Genomic DNA, 21,208 nt, shown 5'->3' on the forward strand with positions numbered 1-21,208 from the left:
TAAGAGGTGAGATGTGAGAACGAAAGTACGAAGTGGGAATTTTGAAGTGGGAATGACACCACCCTCACCCCGGCCCTCTCCCTGAGGGAGAGGGGGGCGGCAGGGTTTTATCCCACTTCCCAATTCCCACTTCGCACTTCAACGTTTGTCCATGGGCACCCAGGGCTGATTCTCCGGACCCGTGTAGTTGGCGCTGGGACGGATGATCTTGCCGTCCTGGCGCTGTTCGATCACGTGGGCCACCCAGCCGGTGGTGCGGGAGATGACGAAGATGGGCGTGAACAGGGCGGTGGGGATGCCCATCATGTGATAGGAGACCGCCGAGAACCAGTCGAGATTCGGGAACATCTTCTTCAGCTCCCACATCACGCTCTCAAGGCGATCGGCCACGTCGAACATGGTCAGCGTACCGCGCTCCTCGGACAGGCGCCGTGCCACTGACTTGATCACCTGGTTGCGCGGATCCCCGGTGGTGTACACCGGATGACCGAAGCCGATGATGATCTCCTTGCGACCCACCCGCTCGCGGATGTCCGCCTCCGCCTGGTCCGGGTTCTGGTAGCGCAACTGGATCTCGCAGGCCACCTCGTTGGCGCCGCCGTGTTTCGGCCCGCGCAGCGCGCCGATGGCACCGGTGAGGGCCGAGTACATGTCGGCGTTGGTGCCGGCGATCACCCGCGCGGTGAAGGTGGAGGCGTTGAACTCGTGTTCCGCGTAGAGGTTCAGCGAGGTGTGCATGGCGCGCACCCAGATATCCGGGGGCGTGCTTCCATGCATGAGATGCAGGAAGTGGCCGCCGATGCTGTCGTCGTCGGTCTCCACCTCGATGCGCTTGCCGTCGTGGGCGTAGTGATACCAGTAGAGCAGGGCGGAACCGAGGCAGGCGATCAGCCGGTCTCCGATGGCCCGGGCACCGGAAACGCTCATGTCGTCCTTCTCGGGTTCCAGGGTCCCGAGCACCGACACCGCGGTGCGCATCACGTCCATGGGATGGGCCGAGGGCGGGATCTGCTCCAGGGTGTTGCGCAGCGCCGCGGGCAGGCCGCGCAGGGCGCGCAGGCGGTCCTTGTAGGCGAGCAGTTCCGCGCGGCTGGGCAGGCTGCCGTGGATCAGCAGGTAGGCGATCTCCTCGAACTCGGCGATGTCGGCGAAATCGAGGATATCGTAACCCCGGTAGTGCAGGTCATTGCCGGTGCGCCCCACGGTGCAGATGGCGGTGTTGCCCGCCACCGTGCCGGACAGGGCGACGGATTTTTTCGGCTTCGGCGTCGTGGCCTGGCTCTGGTCTGCATCACTCATCGCGTTTCCCCTTGTCCTGGCTGTAGAGTGCGTCGAGCTTTTCCTCGTAGGCGTGATAGCCCAGGTGATCGTAGAGCTGGTCGCGGGTCTGCATCAGATCAATGACCTCCTTCTGGGTCCCGTCACGGCGGATGGCCTCGTAGACCTTGAGTGCCGCCTGGTTCATGGCGCGGAAGGCGGACAGCGGGTAGAGGGCCAGCGACACGCCCGCGGACTTAAGTTCCTCGACGGTGAACAGTGGCGTCTTGCCGAACTCGGTGATGTTGGCGAGCACCGGCACGCCGACGGCCTCCACGAAGCGCCGGTACTGCGCCAGTTCCGTGACCGCCTCCGGGAAGATCATGTCGGCGCCGGCCTCCACGCAGGCCACGGCCCGTTCGATGGCAGCGTCGATGCCTTCCACCGCCAGGGCGTCGGTGCGCGCCATGATCACGAAGTCCCGGTCGCGGGCGTCGGCTGCGGCCTTGATGCGGTCCGCCATCTCGCTCTTGGTAACGATGGCCTTGCCGGGGCGGTGACCGCAGCGCTTGGCCTGCACCTGGTCCTCGATGTGACAGCCGGCGGCCTCGGCGCGGATCAGTTCGCGCACCGTGCGGGCAATGTTGAAGGCGCTGGGGCCGAAGCCGGTGTCCGCGTCCACCAGCAGGGGTAGTTCGGTGACGTAGGTGATGCGGCGCACGTCTTCCAGCACGTCGTGCAGGGTGCTGATGCCGAGATCCGGCAGGCCCAGGGAGCCGGCGGCCACGCCGCCGCCGGAGAGATACAGGGCGCGGTAGCCGGTCTGTTCGGCCAGCATGGCGTGGTAGGCGTTGATGGCGCCCATCACCTGCAGCGGTTGTTCTTCCTGCACGGCCTGGCGCAGGCGCGCGCCCGGTGTCTGGCTTTGATTCATGGTGACTCCTATCCCGCAGCCCGGATGCTGGGTGACTGGTTGGGGTGTTCGGCGAACTGGCGTGCCACGTTCTCCCGGGAGACACGCACATGGCGGCGCATGAGCAGTTCCGCCATCTCTGCGTCCCGGTCGGCGATGGCCTCGACGATGTGGCCGTGTTCGCGGAAGGCATTGCGCGCACGACTGCTGGCCATGCCGAACTGGTAGCGGTACATGCGCATCAGGTGGTAGAGGTCGTTGCACAGCAACTGGATCAGGCGGGCATTGCCGCTGCCCTGGATGATGCGGTAGTGGAAATCCATGTCGCCCTCCTTCTGGAAGTAGGCGACGCCCTCCTGGAGTTCTGCGCGCTGCTCGTGCTGGTGCAGCAGGTCCCGCAACTCGCGGATCTCCGCATCGCTCATGCGCTCTGCCGCCAGGCGTGCCGCGAGGCCTTCCAGGGATTCACGCAGCAGGTAGAGCTCCATCAGGTCTTCCAGACTCAGGGACACCACCCGGGCGCCCACGTTGGCGCGCCGTTCCACCAGGTGGCAGGCCTCGAGCCGCCCGATGGCCTCGCGCAGGGGGCCGCGGCTGATGCCGTAGGCACTGGCCAGTTCCGGCTCGCTGATCTTGCTGCCGGCGGGGATCTCGCCCTCCACGATGGCCTGGCGCAGCCGGGCGAAGACGCGGTCGGCGAGGGTGATGCCGTGTTCTTCTGATTTCATCGTCGCCTCGGTGTTGTGAGCATCGGCGTCACTGGAAGAAAAAACCTGGACAGGATTGACAGGATTAAAGACAAGGGCGGATACAGATTTAACCGGCCGATCATGACCTGACATGGGCATTAATCCCGTAAATCCTGTCAATCCTGTCCATTCCTTTCTGTCTTTTAGATCTTTGCCTTGCCATCCGCATATCCGATGGCCGTCAGGGCGCTCCGGATCTCGTTGAGGATCGCAGGGTCGTCGATGGTCGCGGGCGCCTGATACGCCTCGTTGTCGGCGATCTTGCGCATCACCGCGCGCAGGATCTTGCCGGAACGGGTCTTGGGCAGACGGTCCACCACGGCCACTTTCTTGAACACCGCCACCGGGCCGATCTCCTCGCGCACCAGGTCCACCAGTTCCTTGCACAGGGTCGCCTTGTCCAGGTTGACGCCGCTCTTCATGACCACAAGGCCCAGGGGCAGGGAGCCCTTGAGTTCGTCGTTGACCGCGATCACCGCGCACTCGGCCACCGCCGGATGGGAGGCGAGCACCTCCTCCATGGCGCCGCTGGAGAGCCGGTGGCCCGCCACGTTGATGGTGTCGTCGATGCGTCCCATGACGAACAGGTAGCCGTCCTCGTCCAGGTAGCCGGAGTCGCCCGTGAGGTAGTAGCCGGGTACCGCGTTGAGGTAGGCCTCCTTGAAGCGCTCGTCGTTGTTCCACAGGGTGGGCAGGCAGGCGGGGGGCAGGGGCAGCTTGACCACGATGCGCCCCATCTCGCCGGCGGCCACGGGCTTGCCGTTGTCGTCGACGATTTGCACGTCATAACCGGGCGAAGGCTTGCCGGCGCTGCCGGAGCGGATGGGCAGCAGTTCGATGCCCAGGAAGTTGCCTGCGATGGCCCAGCCGGTCTCGGTCTGCCACCAGTGGTCGATCACCGGACGGTCGAGGATCTTGCCGGCCCACTCCAGGGTGTCCGGATCGCAGCGCTCGCCGGCCAGGAACAGGGCGCGGAAGCCGCTCAGGTCGTAGCGCTTGAGGTGCTCGGCCGTCGGGTCTTCTTTCTTGATGGCGCGAAACGCGGTCGGGGCGGTGAACATCACCGCCACCTTGTGCTCGGAGATCACCCGCCAGAAGGCGCCGGCGTCAGGGGTGCCCACGGGCTTGCCCTCGTAGACCAGGGTGGTGCAACCGTGTAGCAGGGGCGCGTATACGATGTAGGAATGTCCCACCACCCAGCCCACGTCCGAGGCGGCCCAGTAGACCTCGCCGGGCTTCACGCCGTAGAGGTTCTCCATGCTCCACTTGAGCGCCACCGCGTGGCCGCCGTTGTCCCGCACCACGCCCTTGGGTTTGCCGGTGGTGCCGGAGGTGTAGAGGATGTAGAGGGGATCGGTGGCCTCCACGGTGACGCAGTCGTGGGGGCTGACACCGTCCAAGGCCTCGTCCCAGCTCAAATCCCGTCCGGGCAGGAGTTCAGCGGGTCCCTGGGGGCGTTGCAGGATGATGCAGTGCTCCGGTTTGTGGCTGGCCTGATCAATGGCCTTGTCCAGCATGGGCTTGTAGTGCACCACCCGGCTGGGTTCGATGCCGCAGGAGCCAGCCACCACCACCCGGGGCTTGGCGTCGTCGATACGGGTGGCCAATTCGTGGGCGGAAAAGCCGCCGAAGACGACCGAGTGAACCGCGCCCAGACGCGCGCAGGCCAGCATACTGATCAGGGCCTCAGGCACCATGGGCATGTAGATGATCACCCGGTCGCCTTTGCCGACGCCAAGCCGCGCCAGGGCGCCGGCGAACAGGGCCACTTGGTCGCGCATCTCCCGGTAGGTGTAGCTGCGCTTGGTCTGGGTGACGGGGCTGTCGTAGATCACCGCCGCTTGGTCGCCGCGTCCGGCCTCCACGTGGCGGTCCAGGGCGTTGTAGCAGGTGTTGAGGCGCCCGCCACGAAACCAGCGGTAGAAGGGCGGGGCGCTATCGTCCAGGACTTTCTGCGCCGGGCCGTCCCAGTGGATGGCCTTGGCCGCCTCGGCCCAGAAGCCCTCGGGATCCCGCACGGCGCGGGCGTAGACCTCGTCGTAACCCATGTCTCTCTCCTCGCTTCCCTGGTGTGGAGCCACCCGGGATCAGGCGGCCCTGTTGTTATAGATGCACGGGTCTGTTCCGTCTTGGAACAGACCCGTCAGGGGCTTTTAAGAAGGTAGACGATCCTGAACGATTGTCAACAATATATGGCTAATATGGGCGGAATATACCGGTTAACCTGGCTTATATGGGGAATATTGATGACAACAATGGGTTGCTGACCGGGACTATCAAGCCAAAGAAGTATCACGCCTTCTTTGGCGTTCCCACTTCCAAAATCTCACTTCGTCCTTTCATCCAGCCACGCGCCGATGGCCGGCGGCACCTGTTTCTGTGCCTTGCCGCTCACATAGATGCCGATGTGGCCGCCGGGGAAGGACAGCTCGGTGTAGTCCTTGGTGCCCACCTTGCCTTCCAGTGCCTTGGAGGCAGCGGGCGGCACCAGGTGGTCCTGCTCGGCGAAGATGTTGAGCACCGGCATGGTGACGTTGGCAAGTTTCGCCACAGCATCGCCGATCTGGACTCCGCCGTTGACCAGCTTGTTCTGCTGGTAGAAGTCCTTGATGAACTGCCGGTAGGCCTCGCCGGCCTGGTCAGGGCTGTCGAAGATCCATTTCTCCATGCGCAGGAAGTTGTTCACCTGGCTGCTGTCGTCCAGCAGGTCCACCATGTCCAGGTATTTCTGTCCGATCAGCCGGTAGGGCTTGAGCATCAGGAAGGTGGCGTTGAGCAGTTCGCCGGGGATGTTGCCCAGGGTATCCACCAGCAGGTCCACGTCCACGTGGCGCACCCAGCGGCTGAGCATGTTGTCCGGGGTATGGAAGTCCACCGGCGTGACCATGGTGATCAGGTTCTTCACCTTCTCCGGGTGCAGGGCGCTGTAGCAGAGGCTGAAGGTGCCGCCCTGGCAGATGCCCAGGATGTTGATGGCGTCCACCTTGTGACGCTTGCGGATCACGTCCACGCAGCGGTCGATGTAACCGTTGATGTAGTCGTCCAGGCCCAGGAAGCGGTCGGCCCGGTCCGGGTAGCCCCAGTCGATCAGGTAGACGTCCAGCCCCGCCTCCAGCAGACCGCGCACGGTGGAGCGGTTCTCCTGCAGGTCGGTCATGTAGGGGCGGTTCACCAGGGCGTAGACGATCAGCACCGGCACCGGGTTCTGGACCTTTTTGGTGGAGGGCTGGAAGCGATACAGGGTGAGCTTGTCTTCCTGGTAGATGGCCTCCTTGGGGGTCACGCCGGTGGGGATTTCACCGGCCGCCATGAGGTTCTGGATTCCATGGCCCAGCTTGGTCTGGAACTCGCTGAGTTCGGCCAGGATCTGGTCGGGTCTGAGCTGCACGGGGATCATGACATCAGGTCCTCTGGGTATCTGACTTTGCGGACTTGGCCGACTTGGCTCTGCTGGCCTTGGCCTTGGGCGCTGCCTTGGGCCTGGCGGGCTGCGCGGGTGGGGGTGCCTCGGCCCTGGCCTCGAGCAGCGTCTCCATCTGGCTGCGCAGGCGCCGCATCTCCCGGCGGGTCTCCTGGAGGCGCTGCTGAAGGGTGCTCACCTCGCGCCGGGTGGGCATGTTCATGGTCTCCAGGGCTTCGTCCACCAGGCGCGAGCCTTCCTGCTTGACGGCCATGAGGGCGTTGACCAGGTCACCGTAGTGGCGTGCGTGCTCCTCGGAGATGGCGTAGTCTCCGTAGACCTCTTCGCAGACATCCACCCATTCGTTGAACAGTTCACGCAGGGAACTGATGGGCTGCTCCCGGTGCGAGGCCTCCTCCAGCCGGGCGCGAAAACGGTCCACGGAGTCCAGGGCGACCTTGGAGAGGGCGGCCTCGTAGGCCTGGTAGGCGCGCTGGTAGTCCAGCAGTCGCCGGCCGAAGTCCTGGACCTGGGCCTGGGACTCGCGGCTGTAGCCCAAGCCCGGCATGGACAGGAAACGGTCCAAGTGTTCGCGCATGCCTTCGCTGAATGAGGCGGCGCCTTCCGGCTGAAAGGCCTTCATCAGGTCGCCCGGCACCGGCATGACCGAGGAGGCGAAACGCTGCCAGGTATCCATGGGCAGTTGCCAGAAGGCCATGAAATCCTTCATGCCCGGTGCGGCGTCGGCCCTGGTCGCGGGGTTGCGCAGGGCCTCGGATAGCTGGTCCATCCAGGTCTTGAATGCATCCAACGGCACCTCGGAACCGCCGCTCTTGCGCATGAACTCCTCGGCCATGGAGAAGTAGCTGCGCCCCATCTCCACCATGCGGTCGTAAAACTCACGGGCATCCGGGGCAACCGCGGGCGAAACCCCCTGCCACCAGCGCTCCAGGGCACCGGTCCAGGGGTTGTCCGCTGGCGCGCCGGCCTCCATGGCCCGGCGCGACATGTCGAACCAGGCGTCCCAGTACTTGCGCTGGGCCTTCAGCCAGTCTTCTGAGGAGAAGGGATTGGAATCAGTCATGGGAACCGCTCCTGGTTATTTGGTGATCTTCTGTTTCAATATCCTGGGAGATTAGCATAAAAATTGTGCAGTGCAACAATACGCGCGACCGGCAGAGTGCTTGAGCATCTGTTATAGATCAGGGTGTCAGGCTGAGCCTCCCGGTCGGCTCAAGACCTGATCGTACGGACCTTGAGCGTGGTCAATATCACCTTGTGCCGGCGTGCTTATGGTCCGCCGAATACCCAGTCCTCATACAAACCTAATGTCCATGCAGGAGACCCACCATGAGTGATTCCGTCGTCATCGTCGAGGCCGTGCGAACCCCCGTAGGCAACTTCAACGGCGCCCTGGCGGGCATCCCTGCCAGCGAGCTGGGTGCGCGTGTGATCCGTGCGCTGCTGGAGCGAAGCGGTGTGTCCGGGGATCAGGTGGGCGAGGTCATCCTGGGACAGGTGCTTCAGGCCGCCGCAGGCCAGAACCCGGCCCGCCAGGCGGCCCTGGCTGCGGGTCTGCCGGTCAGCGTGCCTGCCATGACCATCAACAAGGTCTGCGGCAGCGGTCTGAAGGCGGTGCACCTGGCCTGGCAGGCGGTGCGCTGCGGCGATGCCGAGGTGGTGATTGCCGGCGGCCAGGAGAACATGAGCATGGCCCCTCACGTGCTGCCCGGATCGCGCGTTGGCAAGAAGATGGGTGGCTGGGAGCTGGTGGACACCATGATCACCGACGGCCTCTGGTGTGCCTTCAACAACTGCCACATGGGCAACACCGCGGAGAATATCGCCAAGCAGTTCGAGATCGGCCGCACGGACCAGGATGCCTTCGCCGCCGAGTCCCAGCAGCGCGCGGAGCGGGCCCAGAAGGCCGGGGTATTTCGCGACGAGATCGTGCCGGTGGAGATCCCCCAGCGTAAGGGCGATCCCATCCTGTTCGACACCGACGAGTTCCCCCGTCACGGCACCACGGCACAGACCCTCGCCGGCCTGCGACCGGCCTTCGACAAGGAGGGCAGCGTGACCCCGGGCAATGCCTCTGGCATCAACGACGGCGCCGCCGTGGTGATGGTCATGAGCGAGTCCCGCGCCAAGGCACTGGGACTCAAGCCGCTGGCGCGCATCGTCTCCTTCGCGGCCACCGGCGTGGACCCGGCGATCATGGGCACCGGGCCGATTCCCGCCACCACGAAATGTCTGGAGCGCGCCGGGTGGAAGCCCTCGGATCTGGATCTGGTGGAGGCCAATGAGGCCTTCGCCGCCCAGGCGATTGCGGTGAACCGTTCCCTGGGCTGGGATCTGTCCAAGGTCAACATCAGTGGCGGTGCCATCGCCCTGGGCCATCCCATCGGCGCCTCGGGCGCGCGGGTGCTGGTCACGCTGCTGCACGGCATGAAGCGCACCGGCGCCCGCAAGGGGCTGGCGACGCTGTGTATCGGTGGCGGCCAGGGCGTGGCCATGGCGGTGGAGGGACTGTGACATGTGTGGTGATCTGAAGAACAAAGTGGCCCTGGTGACCGGCGGCACCGGCGGCATCGGTACGGCCATCTGTGCGCGTCTGAGCGATCTGGGCTGCCGGGTGGCCACCACCTACCGCAACCGGGAGAAGGCCGAGGCCTGGCAGGCGCAGATGAAGCAGAGCGGCCACCAGGTGACCATCTACGCCTGTGACGTGGGCGACTATGAAGCCTGCGTGCAGCTGGCCGAGACCATCGAGAAGGATCTGGGGCCCGTGGACATCCTGGTGAACAATGCCGGCATCACCCGGGACACGACCCTCAAGAAGATGACCCCGGGTCACTGGCGGGAGGTGATCTGCGCCGACCTGGACAGCGTGTTCAACATGACCCAGCCGCTGCTGCCGCGCATGGCCGAGCGGGGCTGGGGCCGGGTGATCAACATCTCCTCCATCAATGGCCAGAAGGGCCAGTTCGGCCAGGCCAACTACAGTGCCGCCAAGGCCGGCATGCACGGCTTCACCATGGCGGCGGCCCAGGAGGTGGCCCGCAAGGGGGTCACGGTGAACACGATCTCCCCGGGCTACATCGCCACGGAGATGGTGATGGCCGTGCCGGAGGAGGTCCGGGACAAGATCATCGCCCAGATCCCCGTGGGGCGCCTGGGACGACCCGAGGAGGTCGCCCATGTGGTAGCCTTTCTCGCTTCCGAGCATGCCGGGTTCATTACCGGCGCCAATTTCGCCGCCAACGGCGGACAGCACATGCACTAGTGTCGTGTCCGGGAAATATCTTGCCATTCAGAGCCCCGCAAAAGCGCCAAGGCAAGGCGCACACCGCAGGCAATGGCAAGCCCTTGGCAAGGTGTGCAACGCCGTATTGGCGCTTTTGCGGGGCTCCCTTTGGGCGCGGCTGTGCGGGCGTGTGGCGGTGTTACGCTTGCTTGAAAGGGGGGTGGCCATTCCTGCGCAAGCGTGCCTGGCCACGCGCCCGCACAGTCACGCTGAATGGTAAGATATTTGCCGGACACGACACTAGGAGAGTATCGGGTGAAACCGCCGCGCATCATCAAGAAGTATCCCAATCGTCGGCTCTACGACACCGAGGAAAGCCGCTACGTGACCCTGGCGGACGTTCAGCAGCTGGTGCGCGGCGGCACGGACATCCAGGTGCTGGACAGCCAGAGTGGCGAGGACATCACCCGCAGCATCCTGATCCAGATCATCACCGACCAGGAGACCGGCAAGGACCCGCTGTTCTCCACCGAGATGCTCACCCGCTTCATCCGCTTCTACGACGACGCGGTCCACGACGCCTTTTCCGGCTACCTGGAACAGAGCATGAAGTTCTTCGCCGATCAGCAGCAGCACTTCAGCCGCCAGATGCAGGAGGCCATCAGCGGCAAGGGCGCCTGGGACGTGGCGGAGATGACCCGCCGCAACCTGGAGTTCTGGCAGGACATGCAGGGGGAATTCCTCAAGGCCGCGGGACTGGGCGGCGCGCCGAAGGACAAGTCCGGCGGCAAGTGACCCTCAGGCCAGGAGCGCAAGGGCGCGGAGGTTTGCGTAGGAGGCCCGACCCCGGGCCGAACGTGCCTTTAGGCCTCAACGCATGCCCGTGATGCCAGCACGGAGTTTACGGCCGTCATCCCTCAACCATCCTGTCCAAGCCGCTGCAACGCCGCGCGCGCCTCGGCGTTGTCCGGGTCGAGCGTGAGCCCCCTGCGCAGATCCGTGACGGCCTGTTCCTGTCGATCCAGCGCCAGGTGCGCCAGTCCGCGCTGGACATAGCCCAGGGCACTGCCGGGTGCCTGCGCCAGATACCGGTCCATCGCCTCGATCCCCTCCTCGACCCTGCCCAGCCGGGTCAGGGCCATCCCCCGGCCGAAATGGGCCTCGTACAGGTCGGCGTCGATCTCCAGCGCCGCGTCGTAGTGCGCGATGGCCTGCGGGTCGTCCCCTTTCAGGTACCGGGCATCGCCGCCCTTGACCCGCAGGTCCGCCCGCAGGGGTGTGATGCCGCTCTTGCGTGCGTACTGGCTGATGAGCTGATCCAGTGCCGCCTCGCTGTCCGGGCGAATGGCCGGCCATTGGGCGGTCCCGCGCAGATAATGCAGGGGGTCAATGTGCTCGCCGGCCTGTTCCTGGAGCGTGCCGAAACAGCGCTGGTAGGTGTCGCTCTCGGCGAGCGTCTCCTCCACGGGGAAGAACTCGGCATCCAGCCACAGGGATTCACCTTCCAGTCGCCCCCGGCACTGCTCGTAGCGACGATTGCCCGAGGCGTCGAACTGGCGGAAGGCACGCAGTTCCCCGTGGTAGGCGTGCAGGTTGACCAGGGTGTTCATGGGCGCATTGCGAAACACGGGCAGATAGGCGGCGTAGTAGTCCACCCGTACGCGACCCTCATCGTCGTGGAGGTAGACCTGGATGCTGTGGATGGTCTGCACCTGCTCCCGTTCCCACTGGATGCGGCTCAGCAGGCGTCCCGTGGCAGCGTCGTAGTAGTGCACTTCATGGAAGAAGTCCGGCCCTCCCAGGCTGCCCTCGGGGTAGCCACCCGGACGGCTCTCGGTACGCACCTCCGTGTCGCGCAGGTGCTGCAGATGGAGCTGGTAGACCCCGTCGACAAAACGGTTCCAGTTGCGAACCGTGTCCGGGTTCGCGCGGATGGCCGGGGCCTCCTGGGCTGCGGCGCTGCTGGTGCCGGTCAGCAGCAGGCCAGCGAGGCAGGAGAGGGCGATGGCCCTGCGGGCCGTGAGGCGCCGGGCGTCGTGACAGGGGGTGGCTGGAGCAGGGGACATGGGGTGACCTGTTTCGATGGGTGTCCCAGTTTAAACGGGCCGGCCACCCGGATTATTCCAACGGGTCCGGGATCAGGCAGTCAGATTTTTTACTCCGGGGGGCTTGACACAGGTGTACCATGGGCTATATGTTGCAGTGCAACAATGCTGCATTGCAGCATGATAGATCCAAACCTAGAACCCGTGGAGGGTAGCGCCATGAAAGAAATGATCGAACTGATGAACAAGATGACCCAGGACGCCTTCGAGAACAGCCGTCGCCTGGCCGAGATCAACCAGAGCGCCATGGAAAAGCTCATGGCCCAACAGGTGGCCCTGATGGACGCCTGGGTGGAGACCGGCGTGAAGAACCTGGAACTGGTGGGCAAGGCCAAGGGCTACCAGGATGTGGTGTCCGGTCAGGCCGAGCTGGCCCGCGAGTACAGCCAGAAGCTGATGGCCAGCGGCAAGTCCTGCGCCGAGGTGCTGACCGAGGCCCGCGAGGCCGCCGTGAAGCTGGTGGACACCGCCATCAAGAGTGCCGGTGAAGACGTCAAGCAGGCCACTGCCAGCGCCACCAAGCGTGCCGCCTGAAAGTCTGAACACGCCCGAAAAGGAGGCGAAAACATGGTAAGGCGAGTCGCCCTGGTGACAGGGGGAACCGGTGGCCTCGGGACGGCCATCTGCCGGGAACTGACCCGGCAGGGCTGTCTGGTGGTCGCCAACTACCTGCCGTCGCTGGAGACCGAGGCCAGGGCCTGGCAACAGGCCCAGCTGGCCGAGGGCATCGAGGTGGAGATCGAGCCCGGTGACGTGTCCTCCTTCGAGGACGCCCGGGCCATGGTGGAATCGGTGGCCAAACGCATCGGACCCGTGGACATCCTGGTCAACTGTGCCGGCATCACCCGGGACAAGACCCTGCGCAAGATGAGCGAGCAGCAGTGGCGCGAGGTCATGACCACCAACCTGGACAGCGTGTTCAACGTCACCCGCCATGTGATCGATGCCATGGTGGAGCGGGGCTTCGGCCGGGTGGTGAACATCTCCTCGGTGAACGGCCAGAAGGGCCAGTTCGGCCAGTGCAACTACGCGGCGGCCAAGGCGGGAATCCACGGTTTCACCATGTCCCTGGCCCAGGAAGTGGCCACCAAGGGCGTGACGGTCAACTCCGTCTCCCCGGGTTACGTGGCCACGGCCATGACCCTTGCCATGCCCGAAGAGGTGCGCAACGCCATCGTGGCCCAGGTGCCCATGGGGCGCATGGGAACGCCGGAGGAGATCGCCCACGTGGTGGCCTTCCTGTGCGATCCCCGCGCCGCTTACATCACCGGGGCCAACATCCCCGTCAACGGCGGTTTGTACATGTCCTGATGTGCCAATGACAGGACACCTCCTGCTGGGCCCCATCCGGGGCCCTTTTTTTGTTCCGGGTGAGGCGATAGGCGCAAGGAGAGCGGGGTGAAAGGCGGGGGACAGCCCGGGGTTGATATACTCTGCGGCTGAACCATCCATTTCCCGCACCACGCCACAGATCCTCCAGGAGCGCACCCTTGGCCACCTTTGAACTGCATCTCTCCCCCAGCGAATCCTCCCCGGTGATGATCAGGGCCGAGGGCGAACTGCCCGAGTACGGCCAGGTCTGGATCTGGGACATGCTCTACGCCCGGGTGATGCACGAACTGGGCGACTGCAGCGAGGCGCGGGAACTGCGCGAGCAACTGGAGCTCTGGGCGGTGAACATGTCCAGCAAGATCTTCCAGCCTTTCGACCACATCCGCAGCAAGGGGCACCTGGACATCGACCCCAAGCTCAAGCTGGGCGAGGTGAGCGGCCCGGCGCAGATGGTCAGGCTGGAGGTCCACGGTGCTGCCGGCGAACTGCCCGGCATCCGCATGGAGACCGGCGAGCTCTCCCGCGCCCTGCGCGCACGCATCCCGCTGGCCCTGGCCCAGCACTTCATCAACGCCAACGAGCTGTTCGCCAAGGAACTGCCCATCCACATCCTGGCGTTTCGCAAGTATTACTCCGACGTGCGCACCCCGGATGCCGCCGAGAGCCTGGAAGAGGCGCCCATGTTCGCCATCCAGAAGGCCCTGGAATACTTCCAGAGCGCCAATCGCGGCACGGTGCAGTAAGGCTGCATGAAGCGGGTGTTCTTCGCCAGCGACCCGGCCGCGGCGGGCTTCATCCAGGGGGTGCTGGAGAACGAGGGCATCCAGTGCATGGTCAAAAACCGGCTGCTGTTCGGCGCCTCCGGCGAACTGCCACCCACGGAGTGCTGGCCGGAGGTCTGGGTCATGGAAGACGGGGACGAGGACCGTGCCCGGGAGATCATCGAGGCGGTCACGGCGGCGGGAGATGAGGGTCCCGGCTGGACTTGCCCGGGCTGCGGCGAGCAGCTTGAACCGGTCTTCACCCAGTGCTGGAACTGCGGCCGGGAGCGGGGCTGACGTCCTTGCCTGTCTTCAGGATGCTGAATCAAAAGCCTTAACGCGAAGGCGCAAAGACGCAAAGTTCGCAAAGGTTTTTTAACAAGAAGATCTTTCTTCGCGTCCTTTGCGTCTTTGCGCCTTTGCGTTGAAGCTTTTGCTCCCGCCGCCTCACTCGACCGCGACCTTGCCCTCCAGCCGCACGATCTCGCCGGTGGTGCGGCCGGCGTCGGGGCCGAGGAAATACAGGTAGGGGGCGATGACGCTCTCCGGCGTCGGGTTCTTGTTGGGGTTTTCGCCTGGATAGTGCTGGGCGCGCAGCTGGGTACGCACTGGACCGGAGTCCACACCGTTGACCCGGATGAATCGCTCCCCCTGGTACTCGGCGGCGAGGATCTTCAGCATCGCCTCCTGGCCCGCCTTGGCCACGCCGAAGGCACCCCAGTAGGCCTTGGCGCTCTCATGGGCGGAGAACACCACCGCAGGATCTTCAGCCGCCTCCAGCAGCGGCAGCACCGCCCGGGTGAGCAGGAAGGGGGCGTGCAGGTTGGTGGTGATCACCCGTGACCAGAGCTCCACATCGTAGAGCTTGAGCGGGGTGAAGCCGCCGATCCAGCCGGCGTTGTGCACCAGCCCGTCCAGTCGGCCCAGTTCCTTTTCCACGTTCTGCGCCAGATCCTCGTGGTCCTTGGCCGTGGCGCCTTCCAGGTTCATGGGGTAGATGGCCGGCTGCGTGCCGCCTGCCTTCTCGATCTCGTCATAGACCGTCTCCAGGGCACGGATCTCCTTGTCCAGCAGGATCACCGTGGCACCCAGACCGGCGCAGGCCAGGGACAGGGCGCGACCGATGCCCATGCCGGCACCGGTGACGAGGATGACACGGTCCCTGAGCAGGTCGGGGGCGGGCTGATAGGCGAGCAGTTCTTCTGGGGTCATGGTTTCGCGTTGCGTCAGAGGAAGTCAGGTGACGGGATGGCTGGCGAGGATGGCGCGGGCGCATTGTAAGCCATTGATCACCGCCCCTTCGAGGGTGGAGGGCAGACCGTTCTGCACGTGATCCCCGGCCAGCCACAGGCCGGTCAGGGCCGTGCGCATGGAGGGACGGTGCGCCTCGCAGCCGGCAGCGGCCTGGAAGGTGGCGCGTTTTTCCCGCACCACCCAGGCCTCGCCGGCGGCGGGCCAGTCCGGGTAGAGCAGGGCCAGTTCCGCGGCCACCTGCCGGGTCAGGGCGTCGTTGTCCAGCTCCATGTGGGGACCGGGACCCGAGATCACCACCGCCATGACGCCAGGATTGCCGGTGTGTCGGCGGTCGAAGATCCACTGTGCGGTGAGGTCCAGGACGCCCACCATGGGCATGGGCAGGCGCACCTCGGGCGGGTAGCGCAGGTAGACCGTGCAGATGGGCTCAAAGCCCAGGTGTTCCAGTCCGAGCACCACGTCCTTGAGTCCGGGCAGGCCGGTGCACAGGGCCGCGGTCACCCCGGCGGGGGTGGCCAGCACCACGTGCCGGGCCTCCAGGGCGAGCTCCCGCATGCGCACCCTGAGCCCGCCGCCATCGAGGGCTTCCAGGGCCGTGACCCGGTGGCCGGTGAGCAGGCGGCTGCCCCGGGCCTCGAGATAACGCCGTGCTGGTTCCGCCAGCACCAGATCGAGGTCCACCCGGGGGATCAGCAGGTCGCAGTGACGGCGATGGCCGGTGAAGGCCAGGTTGAGCACCCGGGTGAACAGCCGCGCCGAGGCCGTTTCCACCGGGGTATTGAGGGCCGCCAGGCACAGGGGCACCCACAGGCCTCGGACCAGGTGATCCGGCTGTCCGCAGCGCTGCAGCAGGGTGGCGACCGTGATGTCTTCGGCCTCGTCCCAGCCCAGCATGCGGCGGATGCCGGGCAGGGCGCCCAGGGTCTCGAAGAATCCCACTCCCCGGGCGGAGAGCAGCCCACCCAGCAGGTGCAGGGGGGCGGGCAAGTACAGGGTGGACAGTGACAGGCCGCGGTGTTCCGGTGCGCGCATGGTCAGGTCCAGGGGCAGGCGCAGCAGGACCTCGGCCTCCGGGATGTCCAGGTGAGCGAGCAGCTCGAGCACATGACCATAGGCGCCCAGCAGGATGTGCTGGCCGTTGTCCAGGGTCTGGTCACCGAGGCTCACGCTGCGCGCCCGCCCACCGGCCTGCGGCGCGGATTCCAGCACGGTCACCTCGCGGCCTGCCCGAGTCAGCTCCACGGCGGCGGCCAGTCCAGACCAGCCGGCGCCCACCACCACGGTATCCACGGGCCTCATGATGACGCACCCTTCAGCTGTTTCCGGTAGAGCTTTGCCCGGCGCTTTTCCAGGCGTGCCGTGCGCCAGGCGATCCAGAGCTTGCGGATCGGCGTGAGCCGGATGCGCCGCTCCAGGACCCGGTAGCCATCGGCCTCGATCTCATCCAGCAGAGTCTGGTAGATGGCCGCCATGATGATGCCGCTGCGCTGGGCGGGGCGGTCCACCTCGGGCAGTCGCTCGAAGGCGCGTTTGTAATAGTCCCGAGCGCGCCGGGCCTGGAACTCGAACAGGGACTTGAGGCGCTCCGAGGCCTGGGGCATCTGCAGTTCCCGGGGCTCGACGCCGAAACGGCGCATCTCGTCCATGGGGATGTAGACCCGGCCGCGCAGGGCGTCTTCGTGCACGTCGCGCAGGATGTTGGTGAGCTGGAAGGCCATGCCCAGGTCATGGGCGTAGCGGGTGGTCTGGCGGTCCTGGTAGCCGAAGATCTCCGCGGCCATCAGGCCCACCACCGAGGCCACCCGGTAGCAATACAGGGACAGCTCCGTGAACGTGGGGTAGGCGTCGTAGTCCAGGTCCATCTGCATGCCGTCGATGATCTCCCGGAAATGCTCCTCCGGGAGATTGTAGCGCTCGATGGCCGGCAGCAGGGCCTTGCCCACCGGGTGATTCGGGTTGCCGGCAAACACCCGGGCGATCTCCTCCCGCCACCAGTCCAGTTTCCGGCGCGCGATGTCCGGCTCCTGGCATTCATCCACCACGTCGTCCACCTCACGGCAGAAGGCATACAGGGCGGTGATGGCCCGGCGCTGTTCCTCGGGCAGGAACAGGAAGCTGTAGTAGAAGCTGGACCCGCTGCGCGCGGCCTTGTCCTGGCAGTACTGTTCCGGTGTCATGGTGTTCTCGCAGTGGCGGTGCGGGCGGCGCGCGCCGGGAACAGGGCACCGCGCAGGATGACGGCGTAGTCGGCCAGGCGCAGACGGGGCCGGGAGAACAGGCTCGACTGCTGACGCTTGAGATGCCAGAGCACCCGGGCACCGGCCAGGGTGATGAGGCGGATCTCCAGGCCGAAGCGACCCTTGAGCATCCCGCCCAGGGGCGCGCCGGAACGCAGCAGCCGATCGGCGCGGGTAAACTGCAGGTGCATGAGGCGCTGCATACTCATGTCGGAGATGGCCTCGGCGATGTGCCGTTCGGTGACGCCGAAGCGGGCCATCTCGTCCTGGGGCAGATAGATGCGCCCCATCTCGTGATAGTCCTGGCTCAGGTCCTGGTAGAAATTGATCAGTTGCAGGCTGGAACAAATGGCATCGGACCAGGCCAGGGAACGCTCGTCCGTGTGACCCACCAGGTGCAGCAGCAGGCGCCCCACCGGGTTGGCGGACAGGCGGCAGTACTGCATCAGTTCGCCGAAGTCCGCATAGCGCTTCTTGTTCACGTCCTGGCGGAAGGCATTGAGCAGGTCCTGGAACAGGGAGACAGGGAGTCCATGGCTGCGGATGGCATGGGCCAGGGCCACGAAGCCTGGATCGTCGTCCGGCCGGCCCTCGGCGGCGGCCAGCAGCTGCTGCTCCAGTGCATCGAGGGCACGCAGGCGTGCCTCGGCGGGCAGCGTACCCTCGTCGGCCAGGTCATCGGCACGGCGAGCGAACACGTAGATGGCCGCCACGGGACCGCGCAGCCGGGCCGGCAGCAGGCGTGAGGCCACGGGGAAATTCTCGTAATGGGCCCGGGCCTTGTCTATACACTGGGCATAGGCCCTGCGGATCTCACGGTCGGACGGGGCTGGCATTGCGAAGCGGGTGCCGACGTCGCGGCACGGGAACGGGAGGGAAACGATGAGTCAGCATGGGCCTCTGCATGGGGGGCGAGTCTACCACAGGACACCCGGTCTCAAGCTCCGGAGGGCGCCCCATGGATGAACTGGAGATCTACCGCGACACCCTGCTGTACCTGTTCCTGCTGATCGTCGTCACCCTGGTCACGGTGGTGCCCGCGCTCATCGCCCTGCGGCGCATGCGCGCCCGGGCCCGGCGCATGCGCACCGCGGGCAGCCGCCAGGGCTTCGAACCCTGGCCTGGCCAGCAGGTGCTGCTGCTCAAGGAACTGGTGCGTCTGGGGGTCATCGAGTCCATCGAGGCGGGCATGGTGTTTCATCCCCAGTACCGGGAGGAGGGCGGTCGTCGCTGGTGGCTGTTCGATCTGCTGAGCGGCCAGGCCCGCTGGCGGCGCTACCTGCTGCGCGATCGCGCCGCCGGCCCCATGCGCACCGTGGTGCTCATCTACAGCGACATCCTGGATGCGCCCTATCTCATGGTGGAGCCGGAAAATCCCCGCTTTGCCGCCTTCGGCCACCTGGCCGACCGTGTGGAGACGCTCCATGACCTGGTGCCCCTGGAACTGCCGCCGGGCGTGCGGCCCGTGCCGGGTCTGCGGCTGCGTACCCACCCCGGCGAGAAGGATGAAGCCCTGCGGGTGGTGATGGAGTCGGGGGTGCTGGAGAGCCTGCGGCGGGAGCATGACCTGGCCCTGCGTGCCAGCGCCCGGGCCTTCGCGGTGATCCGTCCCCTCAGTCCCACGGAACCCCGGGAGATCGCCACGCTCCTGGGCAGCGCCGAGGTCCTGGTCTCGGAGCTTGAAACCGCGGCCCGCAGACGGGAGAGCTGAGGGTCATTCCCGGCACGATTCACCCTTGGTCACCCGCCCCGTTTTGTGGCTAAATGTTCGCAAACAAGAGAGCTGTCCGACCTTCCATGGCGAATCCCCGCCCCAAGCGGCAGACCCTGAGCTTCCGCCCCCTGCAGGAATCCGACTTCGCGGCCCTGCCACGGCTTACCGTGGACGAGGCCGAGGCCGCGCTCGTCTACTGGGAATGCAGCGAGCCCGGCAAGGCCAGCGCGGTGCGCGATCTGTTGCGTTCACGTCAGGACGTCACCGTGGCGGAGTTACAGGGCCGTGTGGTGGCGCTGGGTGCCCTCTACGAGGTGGAGGAAAGCCGCCAGGGCTACCTGGGTCCGCTGGTGGTGGACCCGGATTTGCGCAACCACGGCGTGGGCAGCGAGCTCATGGAGCATCTGCTGTACATCGCCTTTCGCAAGTATCGGCTGCGCGAGGTCCGGGTGCGACTGCTGGGCGAGAACGAGGATGGCATCATGCTGTGCTCGGAGATGGGCTTCCTGCCCTACAGCAACGAGGAACACCTGGGCTTTGACGGGCGCAGGCACGTGGTCGTGCAGATGCGCATCAATCGCAAGCAACTGGAAGACCTGGACTGATCCGTCTGTACCGCCGCGCCAATGCACAGCGGGCTAGCTTCCGTTGTCCTCTTCCTGGATCGGCGGCCTGGGGGCCTGTTCCAGCGGCACGGGCTCTTCCATCTGCTTTCTCGCCTGGATGCCCAGTTCGGCGAAACGCCGCGCCCCGGGCATGACGCTGCGCTCGAGCGAACCCACTGCCTTGTTGTAGTGGTCCACGCTGCTGCCCAGGCTCTTGCCGATGCGGCCGAGGTGTTCAGTGAACGTGGCCAGGCGTTTGTAGAGTTCCTCGCCCAGCTCGCGGATCTTCTCGGCGTTCTCCGCCACCGCCTGCTGGCGCCAGCCGTAGGCCACTGCGCGCAGCAGCGCCACGAGGCTGCTGGGCGTGGCGAGGATCACCCGGTTGGACAGGGCGTCCTCCAGCAGGGCCGGATCGTGTTCCAGGGCGGCGGACAGGAACTGGTCGCCGGGGATGAACAGGATGACGAAGTCCGGCGATTCCTTGAACTGGGTCCAGTAGGCCTTGCTGGAGAGTTCGCGCATGCGCTCGCGCAGCTTGCGCGCATGGGTCTTCAGATGCTGTTCCCGGTGCTTGTCGTCAGGGGCATCCACCGCCGCCAGGTAGGCATCCAGCGGGGTCTTGGCGTCCACCACCAGTTCCCGGGCGTCGGGCAGGCGCACGATCATGTCCGGGCGCATGGCGCCGTCCTCGGTGGCCCGGTGGGTCTGCTCCTGGAAATCGCAGTGCTCCACCATGCCCGCCAGCTCCGCCAGGCGCTTGAGGGTCATCTCGCCCCACTGGCCGCGCACCGTGGGACGTGACAGGGCCCGGGCCAGGTTGTGGGTCTCGTTCTGCAGCCGCTGCTGACCCTCGGCCATGATGCGCAGGTGCTGGGTCAGGGAACCGAAGGCCGACTCCCGGGCCTGCTCCATGGCGCGGAGCTGGGCCTCGGTCTTCTCCAGGGTCTCGCGGATGGGTTTCACCAGACCCTCGAAGGACTTCTCCTTCTGGGTGAGTTCGGCGCTGGCCTGCACCTGGAAGGCCTTGAGCTGTTCCTGGGCAAGCCGCAGGAAGGCCTCGTTGTTCTGGTGCAGGGCCTGGTTGGCCATGGCGGAGAAACTGTCGGCCATCTGCCGGCGGGATTCCTCGAAGGCCGCCGCCCGTTCCTCGCCCCGGCGCCGCTCGGCATCCAGTTCCGCCTGCAGCACCGCCACCAGCCGCTGGGCGCGCAGGTGCGCGATGCCGTAACCGAGCAGCGCACCGGTGGCGAGGGCGATCAGGGCGGCGATGATCAGGGTCGTGTCCAAGGTGTTTCCTGGTCAGGGATCAATATCTACCGCGGAGGCGCAGAGGAAAGACGGAAAAAGATTCTGACAGGATTTACATGATTAACAGGATTAAACCACTAGTGTCCGGTTAACTCTGATGCATATTCGCATAACAATATGACTTTTAGTCATATTTTTCTGAAAATTGGTGGTGTCGACTTGAGCGCGAGGTCGTGTTCAAGGGATCGTACAAGGGGTATTCCATCGAGGACCCCCTATGTACACCGGAAAGACCTTGTTCGCGCAGTTGATGGACTTTCTGCCTTGGACGACTTTCGCCCGCATCGTCACACGCTATGGCGGAGATCACCGCGTCAGGACATTTC

Annotated in this window: 22 protein-coding genes; 10 read left to right on the forward strand and 12 right to left on the reverse strand. The window is 65.5% G+C overall.

Annotated features, from left to right (window positions below; genetic code table 11):
• Nucleotides 1–138 precede the first annotated feature (138 nt).
• From prpC to phaE, 6 genes are all read right to left on the reverse strand, one after another.
• The gene (gene prpC / locus D580_RS0111715; RefSeq protein WP_018954571.1) at nt 139–1,299 is read right to left on the reverse strand and encodes a bifunctional 2-methylcitrate synthase/citrate synthase; all 1,161 of its coding nucleotides are present in this window, start codon (nt 1,297–1,299) and stop codon (nt 139–141) included.
• Nucleotides 1,292–2,191: a methylisocitrate lyase gene (prpB, locus tag D580_RS0111720; RefSeq protein ID WP_018954572.1), complete on the reverse strand. Its 900-nt coding sequence runs from the start codon at nt 2,189–2,191 to the stop codon at nt 1,292–1,294. Before prpB ends, prpC begins: the two co-directional genes overlap by 8 nt.
• Before the next feature lie 8 nt (nt 2,192–2,199).
• Nucleotides 2,200–2,898 carry a GntR family transcriptional regulator gene (locus tag D580_RS0111725; protein ID WP_018954573.1) on the reverse strand — a complete coding sequence of 233 codons (699 nt, stop codon included), beginning with the start codon at nt 2,896–2,898 and terminating at the stop codon, nt 2,200–2,202.
• Between the two features lie 164 nt (nt 2,899–3,062).
• Complete coding sequence (locus D580_RS0111730) at nt 3,063–4,967, reverse strand: propionyl-CoA synthetase (RefSeq protein WP_018954574.1); 1,905 nt, start codon at nt 4,965–4,967, stop codon at nt 3,063–3,065.
• A gap of 278 nt (nt 4,968–5,245) precedes the next feature.
• Complete coding sequence (locus tag D580_RS0111735; protein ID WP_018954575.1) at nt 5,246–6,316, reverse strand: class III poly(R)-hydroxyalkanoic acid synthase subunit PhaC; 1,071 nt, start codon at nt 6,314–6,316, stop codon at nt 5,246–5,248.
• Nucleotides 6,317–6,320: 4 nt separating this feature from the next.
• Nucleotides 6,321–7,403: a class III poly(R)-hydroxyalkanoic acid synthase subunit PhaE gene (gene phaE / locus D580_RS0111740; RefSeq protein ID WP_018954576.1), complete on the reverse strand. Its 1,083-nt coding sequence runs from the start codon at nt 7,401–7,403 to the stop codon at nt 6,321–6,323.
• Between the two features lie 266 nt (nt 7,404–7,669).
• Here phaE and D580_RS0111745 point away from each other — a divergent pair, with 266 nt between their 5' ends.
• The 3 genes from D580_RS0111745 (at nt 7,670) to phaR (ending at nt 10,361) form a co-directional block, all read left to right on the forward strand.
• Nucleotides 7,670–8,854, forward strand: coding sequence for an acetyl-CoA C-acetyltransferase (locus D580_RS0111745; RefSeq protein ID WP_018954577.1), 1,185 nt, complete (start codon nt 7,670–7,672; stop codon nt 8,852–8,854).
• Nucleotide 8,855: 1 nt separating this feature from the next.
• Nucleotides 8,856–9,605 carry an acetoacetyl-CoA reductase gene (gene phbB, locus D580_RS0111750; RefSeq protein ID WP_018954578.1) on the forward strand — a complete coding sequence of 250 codons (750 nt, stop codon included), beginning with the start codon at nt 8,856–8,858 and terminating at the stop codon, nt 9,603–9,605.
• 276 nt (nt 9,606–9,881) lie between these two features.
• Complete coding sequence (gene phaR, locus D580_RS0111755) at nt 9,882–10,361, forward strand: polyhydroxyalkanoate synthesis repressor PhaR (RefSeq protein WP_018954579.1); 480 nt, start codon at nt 9,882–9,884, stop codon at nt 10,359–10,361.
• 122 nt (nt 10,362–10,483) lie between these two features.
• Here the strand turns inward: phaR and D580_RS0111760 are convergent, their stop codons facing one another.
• Nucleotides 10,484–11,632, reverse strand: a complete 1,149-nt coding sequence (locus D580_RS0111760) for a tetratricopeptide repeat protein (RefSeq protein WP_018954580.1) — start codon at nt 11,630–11,632, stop codon at nt 10,484–10,486.
• A 198-nt stretch (nt 11,633–11,830) separates the two neighbouring features.
• Here D580_RS0111760 and D580_RS0111765 point away from each other — a divergent pair, with 198 nt between their 5' ends.
• The 4 genes from D580_RS0111765 to D580_RS0111780 all read left to right on the forward strand — a co-directional run bounded on the left by D580_RS0111765 (nt 11,831) and on the right by D580_RS0111780 (nt 14,061).
• Nucleotides 11,831–12,205 carry a phasin family protein gene (locus D580_RS0111765; protein WP_038043663.1) on the forward strand — a complete coding sequence of 125 codons (375 nt, stop codon included), beginning with the start codon at nt 11,831–11,833 and terminating at the stop codon, nt 12,203–12,205.
• Nucleotides 12,206–12,238: 33 nt separating this feature from the next.
• On the forward strand, nt 12,239–12,982 hold the full coding sequence (gene phbB / locus D580_RS0111770) for an acetoacetyl-CoA reductase (RefSeq protein ID WP_018954582.1): 744 nt from the start codon (nt 12,239–12,241) through the stop codon (nt 12,980–12,982).
• 179 nt (nt 12,983–13,161) lie between these two features.
• Nucleotides 13,162–13,746: a hypothetical protein gene (locus D580_RS0111775; RefSeq protein ID WP_018954583.1), complete on the forward strand. Its 585-nt coding sequence runs from the start codon at nt 13,162–13,164 to the stop codon at nt 13,744–13,746.
• Nucleotides 13,747–13,752: 6 nt separating this feature from the next.
• Nucleotides 13,753–14,061: a DUF2007 domain-containing protein gene (locus D580_RS0111780; protein ID WP_018954584.1), complete on the forward strand. Its 309-nt coding sequence runs from the start codon at nt 13,753–13,755 to the stop codon at nt 14,059–14,061.
• Nucleotides 14,062–14,211: 150 nt separating this feature from the next.
• Here the strand turns inward: D580_RS0111780 and D580_RS0111785 are convergent, their stop codons facing one another.
• From D580_RS0111785 to hpnC, 4 genes are read right to left on the reverse strand one after another with little or no spacing between them, the layout of a single operon-like run.
• Nucleotides 14,212–14,976 (reverse strand): SDR family NAD(P)-dependent oxidoreductase, encoded by a 765-nt coding sequence (locus D580_RS0111785; RefSeq protein ID WP_018954585.1) that lies wholly within the window; start codon nt 14,974–14,976, stop codon nt 14,212–14,214.
• 24 nt (nt 14,977–15,000) lie between these two features.
• Nucleotides 15,001–16,317 carry a hydroxysqualene dehydroxylase HpnE gene (gene hpnE / locus D580_RS0111790; protein ID WP_018954586.1) on the reverse strand — a complete coding sequence of 439 codons (1,317 nt, stop codon included), beginning with the start codon at nt 16,315–16,317 and terminating at the stop codon, nt 15,001–15,003.
• Nucleotides 16,314–17,195 (reverse strand): presqualene diphosphate synthase HpnD, encoded by an 882-nt coding sequence (gene hpnD / locus D580_RS0111795; protein ID WP_018954587.1) that lies wholly within the window; start codon nt 17,193–17,195, stop codon nt 16,314–16,316. The genes hpnE and hpnD overlap by 4 nt, the downstream gene beginning before the upstream one ends.
• Nucleotides 17,192–18,091 (reverse strand): squalene synthase HpnC, encoded by a 900-nt coding sequence (hpnC, locus tag D580_RS0111800; RefSeq protein ID WP_018954588.1) that lies wholly within the window; start codon nt 18,089–18,091, stop codon nt 17,192–17,194. The genes hpnD and hpnC overlap by 4 nt, the downstream gene beginning before the upstream one ends.
• Before the next feature lie 122 nt (nt 18,092–18,213).
• On the opposite strand from hpnC, the gene D580_RS0111805 reads away from it, so the two are divergent.
• A complete protein-coding gene (locus tag D580_RS0111805; RefSeq protein WP_018954589.1) occupies nt 18,214–18,966 on the forward strand; it encodes a hypothetical protein in 753 nt (250 codons plus the stop codon).
• An 86-nt stretch (nt 18,967–19,052) separates the two neighbouring features.
• Nucleotides 19,053–19,574 carry a GNAT family N-acetyltransferase gene (locus D580_RS0111810; RefSeq protein ID WP_018954590.1) on the forward strand — a complete coding sequence of 174 codons (522 nt, stop codon included), beginning with the start codon at nt 19,053–19,055 and terminating at the stop codon, nt 19,572–19,574.
• Nucleotides 19,575–19,607: 33 nt separating this feature from the next.
• Here D580_RS0111810 and D580_RS0111815 read toward each other — a convergent pair whose 3' ends face one another.
• Nucleotides 19,608–20,861: a DNA recombination protein RmuC gene (locus tag D580_RS0111815; protein WP_018954591.1), complete on the reverse strand. Its 1,254-nt coding sequence runs from the start codon at nt 20,859–20,861 to the stop codon at nt 19,608–19,610.
• 238 nt (nt 20,862–21,099) lie between these two features.
• Between D580_RS0111815 and D580_RS16300 the strand changes: the two genes are divergently transcribed.
• Nucleotides 21,100–21,208 (forward strand): DUF4372 domain-containing protein (locus D580_RS16300; protein ID WP_155999836.1); only part of this gene is annotated, 109 nt, incomplete at its 3' end.

Source organism: Thioalkalivibrio sulfidiphilus (genome assembly GCF_000377945.1).
Classification (GTDB): domain Bacteria; phylum Pseudomonadota; class Gammaproteobacteria; order Ectothiorhodospirales; family Ectothiorhodospiraceae; genus Thioalkalivibrio_A; species Thioalkalivibrio_A sulfidiphilus_A.